Source organism: Chitinophaga sp. 22308 (assembly GCF_052045305.1).
GTDB classification, from domain to species: Bacteria; Bacteroidota; Bacteroidia; order Chitinophagales; family Chitinophagaceae; genus Chitinophaga; species Chitinophaga varians_A.
The window spans coordinates 35,357-57,500 of the sequence record NZ_JBQEOP010000003.1 but is presented as its reverse complement, the minus strand read 5'-3'; the positions used below and the strand labels follow the sequence as shown (position 1 = coordinate 57,500).

The 22,144-nt window shown below is 46.5% G+C and carries 14 protein-coding genes and 2 rRNA genes (1 of these 16 only partly in view); 10 read left to right on the top strand and 6 right to left on the bottom strand.

What is annotated here, in order from left to right:
- Together ACTJJS_RS11935 and rrf are read left to right on the top strand one after the other, a co-directional pair.
- Positions 1–1,459, top strand: a 23S ribosomal RNA gene (locus ACTJJS_RS11935); it begins 1,424 nt to the left of the window's first position.
- A 121-nt stretch (positions 1,460–1,580) separates the two neighbouring features.
- Positions 1,581–1,692 (top strand): 5S ribosomal RNA (gene rrf / locus ACTJJS_RS11930).
- A 146-nt stretch (positions 1,693–1,838) separates the two neighbouring features.
- On the opposite strand, the gene ACTJJS_RS11925 is transcribed toward rrf, so the two are convergent.
- The 3 genes from ACTJJS_RS11925 to ACTJJS_RS11915 all read right to left on the bottom strand — a co-directional run bounded on the left by ACTJJS_RS11925 (position 1,839) and on the right by ACTJJS_RS11915 (position 6,429).
- Positions 1,839–2,657: a hypothetical protein gene (locus ACTJJS_RS11925; protein WP_168875138.1), complete on the bottom strand. Its 819-nt coding sequence runs from the start codon at positions 2,655–2,657 to the stop codon at positions 1,839–1,841.
- Positions 2,658–2,695: 38 nt separating this feature from the next.
- The gene (locus ACTJJS_RS11920; protein WP_168875139.1) at positions 2,696–3,730 is read right to left on the bottom strand and encodes a LacI family DNA-binding transcriptional regulator; all 1,035 of its coding nucleotides are present in this window, start codon (positions 3,728–3,730) and stop codon (positions 2,696–2,698) included.
- Positions 3,731–3,876: 146 nt separating this feature from the next.
- On the bottom strand, positions 3,877–6,429 hold the full coding sequence (locus ACTJJS_RS11915; protein ID WP_440663847.1) for a zinc-dependent metalloprotease: 2,553 nt from the start codon (positions 6,427–6,429) through the stop codon (positions 3,877–3,879).
- Between the two features lie 990 nt (positions 6,430–7,419).
- On the opposite strand from ACTJJS_RS11915, the gene ACTJJS_RS11910 reads away from it, so the two are divergent.
- The 5 genes from ACTJJS_RS11910 to mnmE all read left to right on the top strand — a co-directional run bounded on the left by ACTJJS_RS11910 (position 7,420) and on the right by mnmE (position 11,781).
- Positions 7,420–8,037: a MotA/TolQ/ExbB proton channel family protein gene (locus tag ACTJJS_RS11910; protein ID WP_440663846.1), complete on the top strand. Its 618-nt coding sequence runs from the start codon at positions 7,420–7,422 to the stop codon at positions 8,035–8,037.
- A gap of 58 nt (positions 8,038–8,095) precedes the next feature.
- Complete coding sequence (locus ACTJJS_RS11905; protein WP_168875142.1) at positions 8,096–8,758, top strand: ExbD/TolR family protein; 663 nt, start codon at positions 8,096–8,098, stop codon at positions 8,756–8,758.
- 65 nt (positions 8,759–8,823) lie between these two features.
- Positions 8,824–9,411 carry an ExbD/TolR family protein gene (locus ACTJJS_RS11900; RefSeq protein WP_168875143.1) on the top strand — a complete coding sequence of 196 codons (588 nt, stop codon included), beginning with the start codon at positions 8,824–8,826 and terminating at the stop codon, positions 9,409–9,411.
- 52 nt (positions 9,412–9,463) lie between these two features.
- Positions 9,464–10,300, top strand: a complete 837-nt coding sequence (locus ACTJJS_RS11895) for an energy transducer TonB (RefSeq protein WP_168875144.1) — start codon at positions 9,464–9,466, stop codon at positions 10,298–10,300.
- Positions 10,301–10,401: 101 nt separating this feature from the next.
- On the top strand, positions 10,402–11,781 hold the full coding sequence (mnmE, locus tag ACTJJS_RS11890; RefSeq protein WP_440663845.1) for a tRNA uridine-5-carboxymethylaminomethyl(34) synthesis GTPase MnmE: 1,380 nt from the start codon (positions 10,402–10,404) through the stop codon (positions 11,779–11,781).
- A gap of 224 nt (positions 11,782–12,005) precedes the next feature.
- On the opposite strand, the gene ACTJJS_RS11885 is transcribed toward mnmE, so the two are convergent.
- The 3 genes from ACTJJS_RS11885 to ACTJJS_RS11875 all read right to left on the bottom strand — a co-directional run bounded on the left by ACTJJS_RS11885 (position 12,006) and on the right by ACTJJS_RS11875 (position 14,565).
- Positions 12,006–12,182: a DUF3606 domain-containing protein gene (locus ACTJJS_RS11885; protein ID WP_440663844.1), complete on the bottom strand. Its 177-nt coding sequence runs from the start codon at positions 12,180–12,182 to the stop codon at positions 12,006–12,008.
- 279 nt (positions 12,183–12,461) lie between these two features.
- Complete coding sequence (locus ACTJJS_RS11880) at positions 12,462–13,643, bottom strand: DJ-1/PfpI family protein (protein ID WP_440663843.1); 1,182 nt, start codon at positions 13,641–13,643, stop codon at positions 12,462–12,464.
- On the bottom strand, positions 13,633–14,565 hold the full coding sequence (locus ACTJJS_RS11875; RefSeq protein ID WP_440663842.1) for a GlxA family transcriptional regulator: 933 nt from the start codon (positions 14,563–14,565) through the stop codon (positions 13,633–13,635). The genes ACTJJS_RS11880 and ACTJJS_RS11875 overlap by 11 nt, the downstream gene beginning before the upstream one ends.
- 1,470 nt (positions 14,566–16,035) lie before the next feature.
- Here ACTJJS_RS11875 and ACTJJS_RS11870 point away from each other — a divergent pair.
- The 3 genes from ACTJJS_RS11870 to ACTJJS_RS11860 all read left to right on the top strand — a co-directional run bounded on the left by ACTJJS_RS11870 (position 16,036) and on the right by ACTJJS_RS11860 (position 21,966).
- Entirely contained in the window at positions 16,036–19,293 is a 3,258-nt protein-coding gene (locus tag ACTJJS_RS11870) for a SusC/RagA family TonB-linked outer membrane protein (RefSeq protein WP_440663841.1), read from the top strand.
- An 11-nt stretch (positions 19,294–19,304) separates the two neighbouring features.
- Positions 19,305–21,290 (top strand): SusD/RagB family nutrient-binding outer membrane lipoprotein, encoded by a 1,986-nt coding sequence (locus tag ACTJJS_RS11865; RefSeq protein ID WP_440663840.1) that lies wholly within the window; start codon positions 19,305–19,307, stop codon positions 21,288–21,290.
- A 262-nt stretch (positions 21,291–21,552) separates the two neighbouring features.
- Positions 21,553–21,966 carry an LIC_13387 family protein gene (locus tag ACTJJS_RS11860; RefSeq protein ID WP_440663839.1) on the top strand — a complete coding sequence of 138 codons (414 nt, stop codon included), beginning with the start codon at positions 21,553–21,555 and terminating at the stop codon, positions 21,964–21,966.
- The last annotated feature ends 178 nt before the right edge of the window (positions 21,967–22,144 follow it).

Genomic DNA, 22,144 nt, shown 5'->3' with positions numbered 1-22,144 from the left:
TTCCAGTACCTGCTATAAATTCGATGGAGTAACGGAGTAGTGAAAGGACTGCGCACTTACGGAATAGTGCGTTAAAGGGAGTAGGTATACCGACTGTAGGTAAATCCGCAGATGGTGCTGAACCTGATAGTACAGCAAAGCTTCGGCAGCGCTGATAATGTCCCTAATCAGACTTCCAAGAAAAACTTCTAAGGTTCGTTTATAGCAGCCCGTACCGTAAACCGACACAGGTAGTCGAGATGAGTATTCTAAGGCGCTCGAGTGATCCGTGGTAAAGGAACTAGGCAAATTGACGCTGTAACTTCGGGATAAGGCGTACCACAGTGATGTGGTCTCAGTAAAATGGTACAACCAACTGTTTAACAAAAACACAGGGCCCTGCAAAATCGAAAGATGACGTATAGAGCCTGATACCTGCCCGGTGCTGGAAGGTTAAGGAAGGATGTTCGGAGCAATCCAAAGCTTCTGACTGAAGCCCCAGTAAACGGCGGCCGTAACTATAACGGTCCTAAGGTAGCGAAATTCCTTGTCGGGTAAGTTCCGACCTGCACGAATGGTCTAATGAGTTGTACACTGTCTCTACCACGAGCTCGGTGAAATTGTAGTATCGGTGAAGATGCCGGTTAATCGCAACGGGACGGAAAGACCCCGTGAACCTTCACTACAACTTAACATTGATTTTGAATGCCAGATGTGTAGGATAGTTGGGAGACTATGAAGCAGCTTCGCCAGGAGTTGTGGAGTCATCGTTGAAATACCAACCTTCTGTTATTTAGAGTCTAATCCCTGCAAGGGGAGACATTGTTTGGTGGGTAGTTTGACTGGGGTGGTCGCCTCCTAAAAGGTAACGGAGGCTCGCAAAGGTACCCTCAGTACGGTTGGTAATCGTACGCAGAGCGCATTAGTATAAGGGTGCTTGACTGTGAGGCAAACAAGCCGAGCAGGTGCGAAAGCAGGCTAAAGTGATCCGGTGGTTCTGTATGGAAGGGCCATCGCTCAAAGGATAAAAGGTACTCCGGGGATAACAGGCTGATCTCACCCAAGAGCTCATATCGACGGTGAGGTTTGGCACCTCGATGTCGGTTCGTCACATCCTGGGGCTGGAGAAGGTCCCAAGGGTTCGGCTGTTCGCCGATTAAAGTGGCACGTGAACTGGGTTCAGAACGTCGCAAGACAGTTCGGTCCCTATCTGTTGTGATCGTTAGTAAATTGAGGAGACATGACCTTAGTACGAGAGGACCGGGTCGTACGTACCGCTGGTGTATCTGTTGTGCCGCCAGGTGCAGTGCAGAGTAGCTATGTACGGACAGGATAAACGCTGAAAGCATCTAAGCGTGAAACCTGCTTCAAGATGAGTTTACTTTTAAGGGCCGTCGGAGACTACGACGTTGATAGGTTACAGGTGTAAAGGTGGTAACATCAGAGCCGAGTAATACTAATTGCCCGTAAGCTTTAACTTTATTTATTACTGCWAAGTTCGTATACGACTTTCCCAATATGTTATCTTATTGCGTGCTGCAAGGATAAGATGATCAATCATCTGCTTCCTTATGACGGGAGACCGTCACAGCCAAAGATCTTATGGTGGTTTTGCCAAGGGTGTTCACCTCTTCCCATTCCGAACAGAGAAGTTAAGCCCCTTATGGCCGATGGTACTGCACTATCATGCGGGAGAGTAGGTAGCTGCCATATTTATTAAGAAAAGCCCTGGTGTTCATACATCAGGGCTTTTTTGTTTTTATATCTTCCTATAGCCTGACTGACCCCCCAAAAAAATAAACCCACCGAAAACAGCTGTTCCGGTGGGCATCTATCTACCTAAAGTAAAAATCAAAAGGTTATCTTCTCCTGTCTTTTCTGAAATCATCATACCAGTGCGCAATATTTACTGATACGCCCATGGAAAAAACTACCGGCTGGAAATAGTTGTTCATCCGGTTATACTGCGTATTGTCTTCCGTCAGCGGAACGGCAATCAATAACTGCGACTGGAATTTGACGTACTTGTAGCCTGCTCTTACTGTAAAAGTAGGTTCGTAGAATACCGTAGGTTTATCCGCAATGCGTACAAAATCGCTTTTAGCAGTGGCATCGTTCTCAAATGCCCGGGGGCCCATATAGGTATCATAAAAATTCACACAGGAAAAACGGCTGCTGAAAGCCGCTTCCACAACGGGATGTACGAAACCGATACTCGGCTGGATAAATATTTTGGAGAACCTGTTGCGTAAACGGTAATCTTCGCGGTTAACGCCTTCCGCATCGGCGCCCGAAGCTAACGTTCTGAAGCTTCCGGCCCCACCGCCAGCAAACACGTCAAAGACCATTCTCTTCTTCGGGTCCAGCGGCTTGAAAAAGCCGATAGCGCCTTCTCCCATGCCACCACGGAGATCTCCGTTGATGAACAGATCGTCAGAAGGATAATTTTCCACTCCGGGATTAACCTGGTACACATAATGGCCGTTGGCCATGATCGCGATGTTGTTGGTCAGGGCGAAAGCTGTTTGCAGGTTATAAGGCGTAATACTGGCCTTGAATTCGTTTTTCTCCTTCAGGAGCGGAACGTTGGCAGCATTAGGGGCATAAATGTGTTTGCTGCACGAAGTAAGCCCTATGGCCGCGTACAGGCACAGGCCCGCGAGATAACTAGGTTTCATAAAGTTGCAGGTATTGTTTGCTAATGATAGGTTGCGTATCAGTTCTTTTGGACCATGGTTGATTCCCGCTGGATAAGTTCTACCGGAAAAACAAAGTTTTTGGTGACCTTACTGTTCTCTTCATGGTTGATTAGTTTCACGATGGTCTCCACTGCCTTTTGACCCATATTATAGCCCGATTGTTCGATTGTTGTGAGCGAAGGGGAGATAATACGGGAGGAGAGGTCATTCGAGTATCCTACCACCTTTATTTGCCCGGGAACGGCAATGTTCCGTTTGTTGGCTTCCTGGATAAAAGCTACAGCAGAGCTGTCGTTGGCAGCAAACAACCCGTCGGGCAGGTTTCCCTTATCAAATAACTCCCTTGCGGCCTGACCGGCAGCATCCATAGTGAGGTTATGGATGTATACCAGTTGTTCATCATAGGGGATGTTGTATTTGGCAAGCGCTTCTTTGTATCCTGAAAGTCTTTGCTGGTAAAGGTTACAGGTAAGCTGGCCGGAGAAGTGCGCAATCCTTTTACAGCCCTGTTTGATCAGGTGTTCCGTGGCCAGGAAGCCGCCTTTAAAGTCATCTCCGGTGATGCTGTAGCCTGGAAAGTCTACCGGTACGCGATCGTAGAATACAAGGGGAATATTGTTTTTTATAAAAGGGCTGAAGTGGTCGAAGTTGGTGGTGAACATGGAAGCTACCGCCAGCAGGCCATCTACCCTGAGAGAGTAGAAGGTGTGCGCCAGTTCCTTTTCCATGGCCACTGTTTCATCGGATTGGCCGATTACGATACTAAAGCCGTACTTGTGTGCTTCATGCTGGATACCGCTGATGGCGGTACTTTGGAAGTACATGGAGGTACGTGGTACGATCAGCCCGATGATGTTGGAGCGTTTTTTACGCAGGCTGGATGCTATCCAGTTGGGCACATAGCCCATATCCATGGCTGTCGCCTGAATTTTTTCCCGGGTTTCCTCGTTGATCAGCGGATTGTTCTGCAAAGCGCGTGACACCGTGGACGCGGACAAATTCAGTTTCTGAGCAATGTCGTATATCGTTATTTTATTGGTACGCTCTTTCACTTTTGAGGCTGTATTTGTATTAAAGGTAAAGCTATATTAAGCAATTTCCGCAATAATATGTACAGCTGCCCCGGGGAGATGCAAAATGAAAAATCCCCTTCCGGAAGACGGAAGGGGATCCTGTATTTTTCGTATATACTTATCCGTTATTTAGGGTCCAGCGCTTTGGAAATACGTGCGATGAGGTCCTGATAGTGATTGCGGGTCATCGCATCACCGGAGGCGGCAGCCGCACGGAGGTCGGCTCTGAGCGAGGAAAGTTGTGCGCGGGCGATACCGGCAGCATCTGAGCGGGACGCGTCAGGAGCGCCAAAACCAGGGATCGGGCTTGGTGCAGCAGGGGCCAGCATACCCGTCAGGTTGTCAACATAAGTACGTTGCAGGTTGCGGCGATAGTTGTCCACCGCCTGGTGGGCATATACTTCCGTGAAGATGGCTTTCTTCAGGTCGTTGAGCATTTCCAGCGGCTGGTAGGCAGCAGCGCCCAGGGCGGCTTCGCCTGCGCTCAGTTTATTGAGTGTATTAACAGAGAGCAGTCTGCCGAGAACCGGCGCCTGTGTGGACATGACCAGTGCTGTACCGTCGCCGCCGATGCGGCTGAGCAGGTCCTGGTTGACCAGCCACTTAGGCGTGGTAAACAGTTGCTGGGAGAGGAACTGGACCGCTTCTTTCTGCGTGGCTTTTGGAACGTATTCGTATACAGCGCCTTCTTGTTCTACTGTTTTAGGTGTTTCGTAGATACCGCCCACATTTTTGGTAACATGGCCCATGTAGCGGCCGAACTGGGAAACCACTTCTTTATACAGTTCAGAGAGGTTGGTGTATCCTTCGTTATTGACGCGTGTCCAGGCGAGGAGATTAGGCATGATGCGCTGCAGGTTTTTGATACCATAGGTGCTGGCTTTCATGGCATTGTCGCCGAGGTCTTCATTTTGTGAGCGCGGATCGTTAGGATTGGATTCGGTACCGAACCAGTATTTTTTATCCTTCAGTTTTTCCACTGTCATTTTATTGAGGACCGGTGTTTCTGCTTCCGGTGTTTTAGCATCGGGCAGCAACTGATATCCCCATTGGATAGCCCATTTATCGTAATAGTTGATACGTGGGTAAAGATCGGCCCCGGAGATGCCGTCACCTGGTTGCGCCACGTAGTTGAAGCGGGCGTAGTCCATGATAGAAGCAGCATGGCCGTTCTTTTTCACCCATTCTTTATCACGCAGTTTTTCCACTGGATAAGTAGAGCTGGAGCCGAAGTTATGACGAAGGCCGAGAGTGTGGCCTACTTCATGGGAAGAAACGAAGCGGATGAGATCGCCCATCAGTTCATCGCTGAACTGCATGTTGCGGGCACGCGGGTCGTTAGGGGAGGCCTGTACAAAGTACCAGTTACGCAGCAGGCGCATCACGTTGTGGTACCAGTTGATATGGCTTTCCAGGATTTCGCCGGAGCGGGGATCGTGAATATGAGGGCCACTGGCGTTGGGCACTTCAGACGGTTTGTATACGATGGCGGAGAAGCGGGCATCCTCGATGGACCAGGTGGAGTCTTCCGCTTTGGAGGGGGCCATTTTAGCGATGATGGCATTTTTGAAGCCAGCTTCCTCGAAGGCGGACTGCCAGTCATTGACACCCATGATAAGATATTTACGCCATTTGGCCGGAGTAGCCGGATCAATATAGAACACGATAGGTTTCTGTGGTTCCACGAGTTCACCGCGTTTATATTTTTCCATGTCTTCCGGTTTGGGTTCGAGGCGCCAGCGGGTGATCATCTGGAGTCTTTTCACGCCTTGCGGATCAGCGTCGAAGTCTGTCACACCGGTGGTGAAGAAGCCTACACGGGGATCGAAGTAGCGTGGTTTCATGGGAACGGCGGGGAGCAGCACCATGGAGCTGTTGAGCTCAACGGTAGCGAAGCCTCCCGGAGCGGGCGGCATACCAGGGGCAGCCGGGCCTCCCATGCGGGAATATGTTTTAACGGTTTTGATTTCGGTGTTCATGGGATAGGACCTTACATCGGAGATGTAGGATTTATCCGGTTGAGCGCCACCGAGCTTCAGCATACTTTTTATCATGCCGTCGAAGAAGAGGATATCGTTATCGCCGGCGATATATTCCGTGAGATCGATTACGCTGCCGTTGCCTGATTTAGAGAATGCTTTGATATCAAAAGCCGCTACGATAGGCTGGAGGTTGGAGTTCATCACAGCGGTGAACATGGGCTGTGTAGAGTCTTTTGATACTTCCGAATAGGAGATATTTTTAAGGAAGATGCGGTTGTTAGGTCCTTTTTCGAAGCGGATCACGTTTTCGCCGATGATGTCTCCGGAGAAGCCCATCATTTGTGCGCGCAGGCCTGCGGCGGATTTGGAGATCCTGTTGACTACGAGTACGTCTCTGCCGAGGAGGGAGTCGGCTATTTCGAAGAAGTAGCGGTCATCCTGTTTGTATACATTGAACAGTCCGGAATCTGCAGTGGCTTTATCGTTGATAACTTCCGCGAAGGGTTTGACAGCGGGTTTTGGGCCCGGTTTGATCATGGGAGGTTTGGCGGTGGTGTCTTTAGCCGGGGCGGTAGTAGTTGGCGGTGTGGCGTTTTTCTTTTTCCGCTGGGCCGCAGCGGGGGTAGAAACGGATGTGCTGAGGCAGGCGATACCGGCCGCTGCGAGCATCAGTTTCAGGTGGCGTGGTTTGTACATTTGATTGATTGGTTTTTGTGTAACGTTCGTTTTTTTTTAAATGGGATTGCAATTACGTACATAAAGTATTAACTTATGAGGAAAATCCATAAGCGTGTGAAAGGGCGTAGGAATGGAAAAAAGGCGGGTTAAAGGCGGTGATGGAAGTTAGCACAGTAGTTGCCATACCAACTTTTTTATGTAATCATTTATTGTTATAGCATATAATATTTTTATATAGCAATAAAAGGGGAGGATAGAAGCGATGCCGCTACAGTGTTGAATTTGAAGAGGGGATAGGGGAAAAAGTGTGCAGGCGGGTAAGCTAAAACCAATTAGCGGTGTCTCAAAGTGTTGACTGGCGCGGGAATAAATATGTTCTCAGATTTGTAAGATTTCTGTTGGAACATTTGAATTTTTTCTTAAATTGTGCGTCCAACTTTGAAAAAAATTAAACGCTTTCAAATTTTTGGGACAGTAACAAATTAGAGGACTGCATATTATTGGTTATTTGCTGATGTAAGTGTTTGCTCAAACAAAAAACAAGTGGTGAAAAGCCCTGTGGTAGGGCTTTTGTGGTGTAAGGTTAATTTTTGTGGGTTTTTTTGGGCTGCACTTGTTTTTTTGGGCCAACCTTATAACTTTGCGAATCGCTCATTAAAGAGTAAATTAAAGAGTAAATTGAGTGCTGGGAAGCATTCCACAATGAGAAATTGTAAATCGTAACTTCTAACAAACAATAGTTTAATTTTTAACACTAAAATTTCAATCAACATGGCTGAGACTAAAACAACTGTGACTGCAGCTACAGCTAAGGCTTCTTCTCATCAACCTAAAAAGTCGTCCAACCTGTTCGCGGCGTTGGCTGTGCCTATCTGTTTAGTGATAGGATTTCTGTTTTTCTTTTTTGTATTAGGTAATCCAGCCAACTTCCAAGGTAATAACCCAGATGGTCACCCAATTGATTCTGGTATTGGCAAGTGGTTTGGCACTGTTTACAAAGGTGGATATGTGGTACCTATCCTGATCTCTGTATTGCTCGTTTGTCTGACTTTCGTAATTGAGCGTTTCCTGTACCTGTCTAAAGCTAAAGGTAAATTCAGCGGTTCTGAGCTGGTACGTAAAGTACAATATCACCTGGCTAACAAAAATGTTGACGCAGCTTTAGCTGAGTGTGACAAACAAAAAGGTTCCGTTGGTAACGTACTGAAAGCTGGTCTGAAAAAGTACAAAGAAATGATGACCAACTCTGAGCTGGACACAGATCAGAAAATCCTGACCATTAAAAACGAAGTTGAAGAAACTACCGCTCTGGAACTGCCAATGATGGAAAAGAACCTGGTGTTCCTGTCTACCATTGCTTCCGTAGCAACCCTGCTGGGTCTGTTCGGTACAGTATTGGGTATGATCAAAGCGTTCTCTGCGATGTCTTCCGGTGGTGCACCAGACTCTGCACAGCTGGCGTTAGGTATCTCCGAGGCGTTGATCAACACCGCTCTGGGTATCGGTACTTCCGCTATCGCGATCATCATGTATAACTACTTTACTACCAACATCGATGGCATCACTTATGCTATTGACGAGTCCGGCTTTACTTTAACACAGAGCTTTGCTGCCAACCACAAATAATTTTGTGGAATTTAAGCGGTTTTGAATCTAATTAAAGTAAACCATAAAAAAAGTAAAGATGCCTAAAGTTAAAATGCCCAGGAAAAGCACGGCTATTGACATGACAGCAATGTGTGATGTGGCTTTTCTGCTCTTAACTTTCTTTATGCTGGCAACGAAGTTCAAACCGGACGAACCGGTAACGGTAGTTACCCCGTCTTCTATCAACACTACTCTTTTACCTGATTCTGATGTGTTATTATTCACAGTAGATAAGGACGGCAGGGTGTTTTTCAGCATGGACGGCCAGCCCAAAAGAAAAAAAATGATCGAGGACCTGAACTCACAGTTCAAGCTTGGTCTGTCTGACAAAGAAATGAAAAGCTTTGTCACCGGCGCCAGCGTTGGTACTCCGCTCAAAGACCTGAAAAATTACCTGTCTCTTTCTGAAGACGAGCGTAAGAAACAGGGTCTGGATAAGGGAATCCCTACTGATTCCGCTAACAATGAATTAAAGACCTGGATTGAGTACGGCATGGCTGCGCAGGAAGGTAGCATCAACAAGGTGAAATACTGTATCAAAGCAGACAACGCCACTCCTTATCCCAAGATCAAGGAAATTCTGGAAACGTTCAAACAGAAGCATATCCAGAAGCTCAACCTGGTAACAAATCTGAAAGCAGCCCCTCAAGGTACTGCCGCATGGCAGGAAGAGCAGGCTGGCGGTAAGAAGAAAGAGTAGTAAACGGTAGCAATAACTTCCTGTCCTGGAAGGCTACTGATTTAAAAACGAAAAAAAGAGCTACTATGGCAGAAATGGATACCAGCAGTAGTGGTGGTGGGAAGAAACACGGTGGAACGAAATCGAAGAAACAATCTACACGTGTAGACATGACTCCGATGGTGGACCTGGGTTTTCTTCTGATTACCTTCTTCATGCTTACCACTACAATGAGCAAGCCCAAAACCATGGACTTGATCATGCCAAAAGATACCAAGGATGAGAAAGAGCAGAACAAAGTAAAAGAAAGTACTGCGCTGACCATCCTGCTGGGAAAAGATAACAGAGTATACTATTACGAAGGTTTGGCACAAGACCCGAATGCATCAGCAAATCCGGAATTCTTCAAAGCAAGTTCCTTTGCCAACAAAGGAGGTATCCGCGATGAGATCATCAAGAAAAGGGATGAAGTGTCCAAAATGAGGAATGCAAAAGGAGAACCAGAAGATGTGGTTGTCATCATCAAAGCTGACGACGACGCAACTTACGCCAACTTCGTGGACATTCTGGACGAGATGGCCATCAACCGCATACAGCGTTATGCGACTGTTGACATCAGCGACCAGGACAAAACATGGATCAAGCAGACAGAAGCTGCTAACGGTGTTAAATAGCTTTTGTGGAATTAATCAAATTTTTGCATCCATATAAAAATTACAATTAACAATGGATTCAGCTAAAGTCTTAAAGTCCGATTTTCTTGATATCCTGTTTGAAGGCAGGAACAAGGATTATGGGGCTTATGATCTGAGGAGAAAGTATAACGCGCGGGTGCGGAATGCCATTCTGGGTACCGTGTCTTTGTTCGTCGTGTTCTTCCTGGCTTATATCATCACCAACTACGTAAAAGCTTCTGAAGGTGACAACAACAAGAAGCCGGTGATCCAGGAGATCAAGATGGAAGACGTGAAACTTCCGGATGATCCGAAAACGCCGCCACCGCCTCCTCCTCCGCCGGCACCACCGCCGCCGGTTAAACCTTCAGTGCAGTTCACTCCTCCGGTGATCAAGAAAGATAACGAAGTACCACCGGACGAAGAACCGCCAAAACAGGCAGATATTAAAGAAAAATCCATCAGCACTAAAACTGTGGAAGGTGACCCGAACGGTATCGATGCGGGCCTGCTGGAAGACAGTAAAGGTACTGGTGTGGTAGAAGCGCCACCTGCTCCTGCAAAAGAAGAGATCTTCACTTTCGTAGAGCAGCCTCCTACCTTCCCGGGTGGTGAGGACGCACTGGCCAAATACCTGAGCAAAAACATCCGTTACCCACGCGTTGCGCAGGAAAACGGTATCTCCGGTACTGTATTCGTACAGTTCGTAGTTGACTCAGAAGGTAACATCAAAGATGTGAAAACAGTAGGCGCTGCAAAAGGTGGCGGTCTGGAAGAAGAAGCTGTCCGCGTGGTAAGAACCATGCCTAAATGGAAAGCTGGTAAGCAAAACGGCCGCCAGGTTTCTGTACAGTTCAACCTCCCGATCCGCTTTACACTGCAAGAGTAGTACTGCTTCGAGATATTACACAAAAGCCCCGTTTCAAGCTACTTGAAACGGGGCTTTTGATTTTTAGTACCTTTGCCTTTCGTAAAAAAACTCGTACCGGTATGCTGGGAAAACTAACAGGATTTGATGACACCATTGTGGCAGTCGCCACCGCGCCGGGACTTGGCGCTATCGCCGTTATCAGGCTTAGCGGCAGTCAGGCATTTCCTATCTGCAACACCCTCTTCCCCGGTAAAGACCTGCTGCTGCAGGCCAGCCATACCCTCCATTTCGGCAGCCTCGTACATAACGGTCACGTGATCGATGAAGTAGTGGTCAGCCTCTATAAAGGGCCCCGTTCCTATACCGGAGAAGATGTTATAGAGATCTCCTGTCACGGTTCCCCCTATATACAACAACAAATCATCGAAGCCACCATCGCAGCAGGCGCCCGCCTCGCCAAACCCGGCGAGTTTACCCAGCGCGCCTTCCTCAACGGAAAACTGGACCTCACACAGGCCGAGTCGGTAGCCGACCTGATCGCCAGCAACTCCGCTGCCTCCCATCAGACAGCAATGCAGCAAATGCGCGGCGGCTTCTCCAAAGAACTGCACACCCTTCGCGAACAACTCATCACCTTCTCTGCGCTCATTGAACTGGAGCTGGACTTCAGCCAGGAAGATGTGGAATTTGCCGACAGGAGCCGCCTGTATGAACTGGTGACCAATGCCGCCACCACCATCCGCCATCTCATCGACTCCTTCCGTATGGGCAACGTCATCAAAAATGGCGTCAACACCGCTATCGTTGGGAAACCTAACGCCGGCAAATCCACCCTGCTCAATACACTCCTTAATGAAAACAGGGCCATCGTCAGCGATATCGCCGGTACCACCCGCGACACCATAGAGGAAGTCCTCAATATCGACGGCATCCTCTTCCGCCTTATCGATACCGCCGGTATCCGCGACAGCGCCGATACCATCGAAACCATCGGCGTACAAAAAACCATGGAGAAAATCCGTGAAGCCGGCGTGGTAGTCTACCTCTTCGACGTGAACGAACTCTCAGCCGAAGATATCCGGCAACAGGTGCAGTCCTTCGAAGCTGACAATATCAACTTCCTCCTCGTCGGCAATAAAACCGATGTCACCGGAGAAGCCGCTACCCGCGCCAAATTCGACGGTCTCCCCATCCTTTTTATCTCTGCCAAAAACCATGAACATATCCAGGACCTGAAAGATAAACTGGTGCAGAAAGTGATGGCAGGCGATATCAATACAGAAGATACCATCATCACCAATGCCCGGCACCATGCCGCCTTGCAGGAAGTGCAACAGTCACTGCTGGATGTGAAAAACGGGATGGACAACGGGCTGCCCGGGGACCTGCTGGCACTGGACATACGACGCGCACTTCATTATCTTGGTGAAATCACCGGGGAAGTGACGAATGAAGACAGGCTGGATTATATTTTCAGTAAGTTTTGTATCGGGAAGTAAGGACGTTTCCCTTCATTAGCTTATTCTTTCTTGAATGCTGTGGCAGAAAGCTTCACTTGCTAATAGTTATGCTTTCATTGGCTTGGATTTGCGTTTCTTATTATGAGTAGAATGATACGTAATGATACTTAAACGATACATATGATGCGCAATGATAAGTACTGCTCCTTCTTATTAGTGACCTCACATAAACAAAAGAGAGGGCCAACGTTGGCCCTCCTAACTTATTTCCCTAAGTACTTTTGCACCGCAGCAGTAAAAGTTCCTACAGCTCGAACAGCTTCTTTCAATCTCGCTTCGGTTACACCGAACTTATCACACCAGTACTTAACTTCCCAAGCCTCATGAATATTGATTTTACTTGAGTCTTGGGGTCTTCTTTTAGAAAGATCATCTGACATAAAAAAGTGTTTTTTTAGGGCCGATTCACACTCCGGTTGATGAGTGCCTTTTGAGGTGTCGGGATTAAACGGCTCAATTTTTATTCCTAAAGAGGAGCTTGCCAAGATGACGTGGCTTCAATCGATAGCAGCCATTTTTGTTCATGACAAATTGCATTACTATTGAGTTTTTATGAAATAAATTCGGGACTTGAGGCATAAAGTAGAGATTGAATTTATACTGATTAGTAACCCCAAATCAGATTTATCATAAGCAGTAATATGCGACTGAATAAAGACCTAATTATAATCGAGCAAACGTTTCACCACATCGGTGTAACTGTACCCATATTGCCGGTTAATCCGGTCCAGACAAGCGTCAATAATATACAAAGGCTGCTGCCGGTCATAACTAACCACTACCGAACGATCAACTAAAGACGTGATTTTCGCTGGAAGTTTATCCGGGTTTAAAACATGGAGCTCATCGGGATGAAATTTATCCAGACCGGCTGTGGGCAATAACGTGAGCCCATAGGCGGTGGTAATACTACTTTTCAACGCTACACTTTCCAGCAATTGAGGAAAGGTCCGGTTATACGTATCTAATATTGCAGCCAGCTCCAGCTCATTTGCACCATCCTGTAATAATACTCCGACCTGCCTGTTCTTTCCAAACAGAACTTTTCTGCCGATGGTTATTTTATCACCGAAACCAATGGGAATACTCTTATGTGCCATTTGTTCAGCAGGCGGGGTGTAGTGGATTAACTGGCTTACCCGTAACATCGTTTGACGACCGAAAAGGGTGTCAATGATGGACAACGCCCCGTCAGTAGCGTTAGAGACCCCCGCGGTGCTGTATAAGTTTCCGCTATGAGTTACCCGAATATTGTTAACCCATAACGGCTTATCATATTGCTTCCGGATAGCATTGAAATCAGATGCATGGGCAGTAAGCGGTTTACCATCATAAATACCGGTTGCCGCTGCTGTCAACGCGCCGTCGCAAACAGAAAGCATGATCGTGGTATCATGATAATGTTTTTTGATCCAATTAATAATCTCCGGATTTTGATGGCGGGCATCCATCGCAGACAAATTGGGAATAACGATCACCCGGGCATTGATGCCGGCGGAATCGAATTCATCGAAGGAAAAATGAGGCAGGAGAAAAAGCCCCTTTCGCATGATAATCGGTTCTTTTTTGGGGGCGACAACATACACATTTAACATCCCGGTGGCGCTGAACAGGTAATATGGTGCCATCAGGTCGAAGATCTCAGTTCCCTCATTATCTGCGATAAGTAATACAGTCTTTTTGGTGGAGTCAAAGCCCGGACGTTGGTCGCTGAAAGTGGAAGGACCATTAAATGTTTTCCATCTCGTAAACTCCCGGACAGGGGCACAGGCGTGAAAAAGCCAGATCGTGGTCATAGCAGTAATCAGGAGGATGCAGTAAGTCACTTTATTATTTTTCACTTTTGCGATGTTTTTTTTGTATTCTTTGTAATTGCCGGGCAGATTTGAATCCGCATTCCGAGGCTATTTTAGTCATGGTGTATTCAGGATTATTACGAAGGGTGAGCGCTTTTTCGAGCCGAAGACGGGTAAGATATTCGTTGATTGTTATGCCTGTGGCTTCTTTAAAAATCCTGGTGAGGTTTCTGGGGCTGCTGTTAAAAAGGTCTGACAACCGCTCTACTGTCAGGGACTGGTCCAGATGGCTGATCATATAATCCTGCAGCTGGTGAATCTTTGGGTTGATGTGATTCCTGTAATCCAGGTAGACATGCTGTTGGTTATGTTTAGCGCCTCTACGGTGATATATCACTAATCCCCTGGAGACCTGGTTAGCGAGTAATGGCCCCTGCCATTCTTCCAGGATGGACAAGGCCATATCAATTCCGGAGCTGATGCCCGCGCTGGTATAGATATTTCCGCTCTTTACGAACAAAACATTGGTCAGTACGCGGGCTTTAGGGAACATGCTTTGCAGGAGGTCCGTACTTCTCCAGTGAGTGGTACATTCACGGCCGTCCAGCAACCCGGCGCTGCCAAGGATGAAAGCCGCGTTGCATACCGAGCAGATATTAACCTCCCGGGCGGCACAATCGCCCAGCCAGCGAAAGAAGGAAGCTTCAATGTCAGGGCGTCTTTTCAGGCCTTCAAAATAGAACCCGGGAATGAAAAGAAAATCACCTTTCCCCAGTACCGCTTTCCGGTAATTCCTGATTTTTCCCAAAGGCAACCCCACGGCGGTGTCGTGTTGCTGGTCTATAGCATAAAATGCTATGTCCATTTCAACGCCCATCAGACTTGCTTCCCTGAATACCTGGGCGGGTCCCGCCAGGTCTAAGAGCTCCACAAGCGGAGGCAGGATAAAAGCAATTTTTTTAGTCATCCCACAAAAGTAGTCTTGTTACGCTTTCCGTAAAGGACAATGATGCGTCATATTGAGCCATGCCTGAATGGCGAAGCAAACCGCGACCGGGTTCTGTCCGGGGGGAGCTGGCATCGCAGGCTTTGGATGCAGCTGCCGGTATACATCTGTGGCGCCATCATCTGCCCATGCACAGCACATGCCTTCGCATATCTTACACGGCTCGGACTGTGGGATGAGAGCATCCAATACAATCTTGCTGCTGTATCCTCCGCCAGGTGTTATGCTGAAGAACATTGGATGAAGAACTTCATGCCATTGACTACCTCGTATATGCTTATCTGCAAAAAGGCGATAACGTTTCCGCCAAAAAAACAGGTAGTAAAAATGTGTCGGCCTGAAACCTCCATTCCCAATTGCGAAACGTTGATAGGAGTGCGTCCGTCATAGGCTGCTTTCGGTGACTTTTGCACACCTGAAAACTGATGCAAATCCCTGAAAAAACTAATAGGGGACCATGCCTGGTTTCTACAGGCGTGGCCCATTTTTTTTGAATGCTTCCCACCATACCAGGTATATAGACCATATTAATGATTCTATTTTGATAAAAATCAATTCTATATTGACCTCTTTGTAAAAAAAATGCTTGAAAATTACGTCACTTAAAAAACTTTATATAGGTTTGAGAAAGAAGAGAAAGAGCATTCGGAGCAAAGTAAAAAAGTGGATCACTTTTTTTTTAATTTTTTAGCTAAAACGTTTAACTAAAGAGCGAAAGAACGTTTAGCATATTTCGTCCAGCGCGAAGGAACCTACAACATTTACTTCCTAAACAATAAACTCAACTAAGATCAGCAGAAATTTGAAAGATCGGACTGCCTTTAAGTAATCAACCAGAGTTATCACTAAATCAGTTTTTTATCAATCACTTGTTATTCCAGGTATATGCACGTTAAAATGTTTTTATCGTCAGGTAGCGTTGGTGAGCAGTAAGTAATGTCTTTCAGGCACGGCACCTTTATCCCGTATATCAAAACAGCCGGACATGGGCTAGGGAGGTTGAAATAGCGCATAGCTACCGCTTTTGCAAGAAAGTATGGACCAAAAAAAGAGCACCGGTTCCACAAAAGAGCACTCCAATAGATCCAGTCATATCAACGGGATTAAAATTGCCCGGGAGAATGGGTAATACCCTTTATCCGGCGGGGAAGCCAGTTTCGCCTGAATGCCTTAATGCACTATCTCTATTTCTCTGCCTACTGTCAGTATCATCAGCACTGTATGTTTGATATGATAGGTTTTGACCACATCAATCGCTGATTGATGTAACGGATGCCTGCGCCCGCAACCGGCAGATCTCTATGCTTGATATTACACTAAAACCATTTCTATTCAATTCTAAAAAATAAGATGATGCAGTCAACCAAAAGATGTCTTTTGCTTTTTATGCTTTTTTGCATAGGGAGCATGTTTGCCTATGGGCAAGGAAAAATGGCAGTTTCAGGTACGATCAAGGACGCCACCGGCAACGTTCTTGAGGGAGCCACCGTGAGTGAAAAGGGTTCCTCTAACTGGGTGCCTACCGGTAAGGGTGGTCATTTTACCATCAATGTACAACCAAATGCAAAGTTGGTCATTTCTTATGTTGGGTTTGTAACCCAGGAACTGCCGGCCACATCTTCGATGCAGATAACACTGGTCGCCAATGTCCGGACCGCTGATGAAGTGGTGGTTACCGCCCTGGGTATCAAAAAACAAGCTAAAGCCCTGGGATATGCGGTATCCAAAATCGATAATGACAGGATCATGGCCAGCGGCACACCTACCAATGCCTTGCAGGCGCTCTACGGGGCCGCTCCCGGCGTACAGGTGGCAGCTACGGCAGCCGGTCCTTCTGCCGGGATGAAAATCAACATCCGTAATGCGGTATCTTTTGATCAGAATTCATCAACGCGCCCGCTTATCGTTGTAGATGGTGTTCCTATTCACGATCAGAATACGCAAATGGGTTTCGGGGCCACCGACCGTGATAATGGAACTGGTATTAACGATATCAACCCCGATGACATCGCTTCCATGGAAATTTTGAAAGGAGCGAAAGCATCAGTACTGTATGGTAGTGAAGGGGCCAACGGCGTACTGTTGATTACCACTAAAAGCGGCGCCAAAGGCAAAGGACTGGGCGTGGCGGCTTCTTTTACAACTTCATGGGACCGTGCGGCATTCCTTCCTAAATTACAAAATGAATATGGAACAGGCTCCAGTCCCAGCAACTCAAGGAATGACGCCCAGGGATATTATATTGATGCAAATGGAAAGAGAGCGCTGGCAACTACATTGGGAGATGGTTTTGGTGCAGCTGCCTTTGGACCAAAATTTGACCCGAGCGTGAAGCTGCTGTGGTGGGATGGCGTGGAAAGACCATGGCAGGCACAAACCAAAAATATTTATAATGATCTTTACCAAACCGGGCATCAGAACACAACCAATGTGGCTTTAAGCGGAGGAAACGACCAGGGACAGATCCGTTTTTCATACACTAATTTAAGTATGACCCCTATCAGGCCAGGTTCAGATTATAACAAAAATACTTTCAGCCTGAATGCGTCCTACAAGTTAAACAATAACGTCACCCTTAAATATACCGGCAACTTTTATATCTCCAAAAACGTGAATGCCGCCAACCTGAGCACCATGAACGGGGAAGGCCAGCAGGCGGAGATCGGGGCATTTAGCGCTGATATCAATGTAGGCTTATTAAAATCGCATTTGCTGACACCTGACGGATATAATTACTTCGCCAACCCAAGCCTCAGAAATTTAATTTCCAATGGCAGGAAAGGAGTGGTTGGTTATCTATGGGACCAGCTCCAGAACAAATCTACCTTTACAAGACTGCACAATATCCAGTCTTTGTCTGCCGATATAAAACTCACCAATATATTTAGCGCTACGTTGATGGGCGGTATAGATTATAGTACTGAGAGGAATGAGTATAAAGGCAAATTGTTGGATCCGCAGTTAATTGGCCCTAACAGTGGCTTCATGTACAGCGATGTAACAAATGTCTATAAGAACACTTACGGCCAGGGTATGCTTAACTTCAATACCAAAATAAACAGCGATTTTGATTTGTCTGGTTTTGTGGGTGGCGTGATCAGGAAAAATTACACGGAAGGGAAAGGCGCATCCGTGAATGGGTATGGACAGCTGGTTATTCCTAACTATTTCTCATTTAATAACTTGCCATTGGGCGTGCAGCCCCAGTACCAGTTTACAAACGGGCAGGATATCCTATACAGCTTGCTGGGATCGGCGCAGCTGGCATGGAGAAACCAGGTGTATATAGAGGCACAGGCCAGACAAGACTGGTCATCTATTTTACCTCCAAACCAGAACAGTTATTTCTACCCTGGTATAAGCGCTGCGTGGATACTGAGCGAAAGCCTGAAATTGCCGGCAGTATTTGATTATGCTAAAGTAAGGGCGTCATGGGCCGATGTGGGACGTCCCGGACCGCGCTATTTCAGCAACGTGAACTATTCAACTTCTCAAACTGGTGGAGGTTATGTGCTTACCCCTCCGGCCGATCTTCCTCCTATGGGTACCGATGGCCAGCCCAATTTGAAACCTGAGCGTAAACGCGAATTCGAAGTAGGTTTTGAAACATACCTGCTCCAAAACAGAAGAATTGGTGTGGATTTCTCTTATTACAAATCAAATATCTACGACCAGATCATGGCGGTAGCCGCCCCTCCGGGAATGGGTGTTAAAAACGTGAGGATGAACGCTGGTAATGTGATGAACAAAGGATGGGAACTGGCGATTAAAACAAAACCTATTTTAACGAAAGACTTTGAATGGGATGTGAACCTGATGTTTGCACACGGTAAAACATATGTGGAAAAACTGGATGGAAAACTGCAATCGCTCACTTTATGGAATGCTTTCGGCGCAGTGAATGCAGTGGCGAATGTGGGTGAGGAATATGGCCAGCTTTACCTGACCAAGTCTACCTACACTTATAACAATCCAAATGATGCGAATGACCCGAACAATGGAAAAAGAGTTGTCAATGCCGCTGGATCGGCCTATGATTATAAGAGCACGGCGAAGTTGATCGGTAAAACGATTCCTGATGTGACAGGCGGATTTTTTACATCTTTTTCCTACAAAAAAATACGCCTTATCGCAAACATTGATTACCAGTTTGGCGCTACTTTCCTGTCCGGTTCAGAAACCTATATGATGGCTGCCGGCGCGTTAAACGAAACATTGAAATACAGAGACGAGGCACATGGCGGCGCTGCTTATTATTTAGATGCGAATTCCAAAAAAGTGGCGGGCACAAATCCCAATGGTGGCCCCACCTTCCACGATGGTGTGATATTGGACGGTGTTAGCACTGACGGTAAAACGAATACCAAAGTGGTTTCCGCTGACAACTATTACTATGACTCTTATTTTTCAAATGGCTTCTTCCCTGAAGACAGGATCTTTAAAAGCGATTATGTAGCACTGCGTAATATAGCTATCGATTACACCGTGAGCTCAAAGCTCTCTCAGAAGATCCGCATGAGCAGCCTGATCATATCCGTTTTTGCCAACAATGTGGGTTACCTCTATAAAGCCGCACCCAATTCAGTACCTGAATCAACTAACGGTACCGGATGGGGCGTAGGTTCCTATGGAACAACTGCATTACCCTCACAGCGTTCAATAGGTATTTCTATCAAAACTAAATTCTAAAAACAACTAAGATGAAATATAAACACTTAAAATCATTTTTCTTGCTTACGTTGTTACTATCTTCTGTGGCATGTAAGAAGAAACTGGACGATCTGTATCAGAACCCTGATGGCTATTCTAAAGACATGGCTGATAAGTCCGGAGTAAGCGTTATCGCCGGGTTCTTCACTTCCCAGCTGACCCAGGGCTTCTTTCTTAGTGGTGATTATGGTTCTGTTTATCACCAGGTAAGAAGCGGGGACAGGATTATGGCGAATGCCGTTCAGATTTATAACGTTACCACGGAAGGAAGCACCTACACGCTTGCAGATGTTGAGCATGACTGGGGCACGGGCGGTTTTAACGAATCTGTTTTTAATTTTGTTAATACACAATGGATCACGCCGATACTTTGGGCACAACGTGAATACAACCTGACGCCGCAAGCTAAGCGGACCAATCTGGATAGCCTGTATATCACGTTAATGCATGTGTTAAAAGGTTATGCCTATCAAAGGGCAACCGATATGTACGACAAGATCCCCTACATAGAAACAGGTTCTGCGGGCGGACTTGATGGCGTTAAAGCAAAATACCTGGGCCAATCGGACATCTATCCGAAAATAATCAGTGATTTTAAAGCTGCCGAAGACGTGTTGACGAAGCTGACGCTTACCACTACCGAGCAAGCATCATTTAACCAGCAGGATGTCCTTTTCGGCGGAAATATTTTAAAATGGCGCAAGTATATTAACTCATTAAGACTGCGTTGTGCGATGAATGTCAGTGAAGTTTTGCCTGCTCTTACCAGGCAGGTGCTTACCGAGCTGCAAGGCAAGCCGCTGCTGACCGACTATAACGATGTAGCTGGTGTGGCCGACGTAGCCGTTATTGCGCTTAACCGGATTTGTAATGAATTAGGTATTACCCGCGCATACAGGGAAAGGGCGGACGACTGCCGTGCCGGGAAAAAATTCCTGCAGGACGTGATGTATTGCCAACCGACCATGGGCAGCAAGGTGGTAAACGGACAAACCCTGTACTATTTTAGCGGTGATAACTCTACGACCGGTTTATTGGATGGTACCGTTGATCCGCGTGTTGCCTACATTTTCGCTCCAGACTGGAAAGGCAGATACCTGGGAGTTGATACAAAATGGGATGGCAATACTGATCCTAACAGCTATTTAAATAAAGTGTTGCGTGGCTTGTATATCAATGATCCTATCCTGACTGATATTTCAAAGACAACATTTTATTATGGTGTAAATAACAGCCAGTCAATTGTGTTGGATGCAGCCTCCAAAGCGGACCTGAGTAAACGGGAAGCATTCCTGTTAAATACACTCCGCAACAGGGTTGCCAACTATGATGACAATGGTTGGAACGTAGGTACTGAAAACAACCTGGTTGCTGAGTACAACGTACGCTCCCAATTTAACTTTGCATTGAAGTATCCGACCATTCATGCGGTTGAAACAGAGCTTTCCCTGGCTGAAGCTGCGGTAAGAGGCCTGGGGCAATTGAATGGCGCCGCCCGCGATCACTATAAGAATGCGATTATCTTATCCTGCAAATATTGGTACGAACTGAACAATTCTAATCAATATTCCAAGACCACTCTGCCGGCCATGCCAACAACGATGGATGATTCGAGGATCAATGCCAGACCTGCCATGGAATACAATGCCAATGTATACGCTGAAAATGCAGCACAGAAATTCGATGCCATGTCAAGTGCGCAACAAGTGCAGGCAATTTTTAATCAGCTCCAGTTGCATTATAATATGTTGAACTTCGAAGTGCCATATACCGCTGCGCGCCGATTAATTAAATACCTGGGTACCAATCCTGCTTCCATGTATGAAAGATTCAAATGGAAAGAAAGAATGACCTATCCAAGCAGTATTCAGGCTTCTGATCCGGACGGTTGGTCAATTATCAGCGCTTCCAACAATCCGGACCTCCCTGTATGGTTTACCGGCCGGACTACAAAATGGAAGAATGCATTGGAATAGTAGCCTTAAAAACATGGGGAAATGAAGACTTCTCAAAAATAAAATGCACGTAAAAACAAGTTCTTCTGGCAGGTCGGTAAAATCCTGTCATGAGTTTAAATAATAGATGATGACAAAAGATAGGGCCGCATTCCTGCGGCCCTGCTTTTTGAAGTATAGTGATGTTTGGAAGTAGTGCTCATTTCAAACCTATTTCTTAACCCAGGTTCATTCACCCGGAGCTGTCTGCCCATTACTTTTGCGATAGAAAAAATAATAATATATGGTAGCTCAATATCTCTGGGTGACAGGTTCGGCCATTATCGGCCTGGCAGGACTTTCTCATATCCGCGCTACATTGTGGACAAACATGCTATTCCCCCGCAATGAAAAACTGATAGCAGACATGAAAATTTCGCCGTTGCAAATGACAGAAAAATTGACAATGTGGAAATCATGGATGGGATTTAATGCCACACATGGCAGCGGCGCCGCCTTTGTCGGAATCATCAATTTTTATCTGGCGTTGTACAATTTCACCTTCCTCAAGTCCAGCCAGTTTTTATTGTTATTGACGTTGCTGACCATGGCGTTTTATGTTTGGATAGCCCGAAAGTATTGGTTTAAACCGGTGTTCTTGCTCATTACGGCAGCATGGACCTGTTTTATGGCTTCTTATATACTGCTGATGATGTGAGATAAGGGGTAGTAAATACCCCTTTCCCGGCTGTCTATTGTTTGTTCTTAATTAATTGATTTTGAGATAGATATAATTTTGTTCCGACTTTGTCTGTACTTTGTCCCGCCTTTTGAGCCTGTTTAATTTGACCCCGCCTGCCTGCCATTCTATTTTGCGTGGAAACGATTGAGTTAAA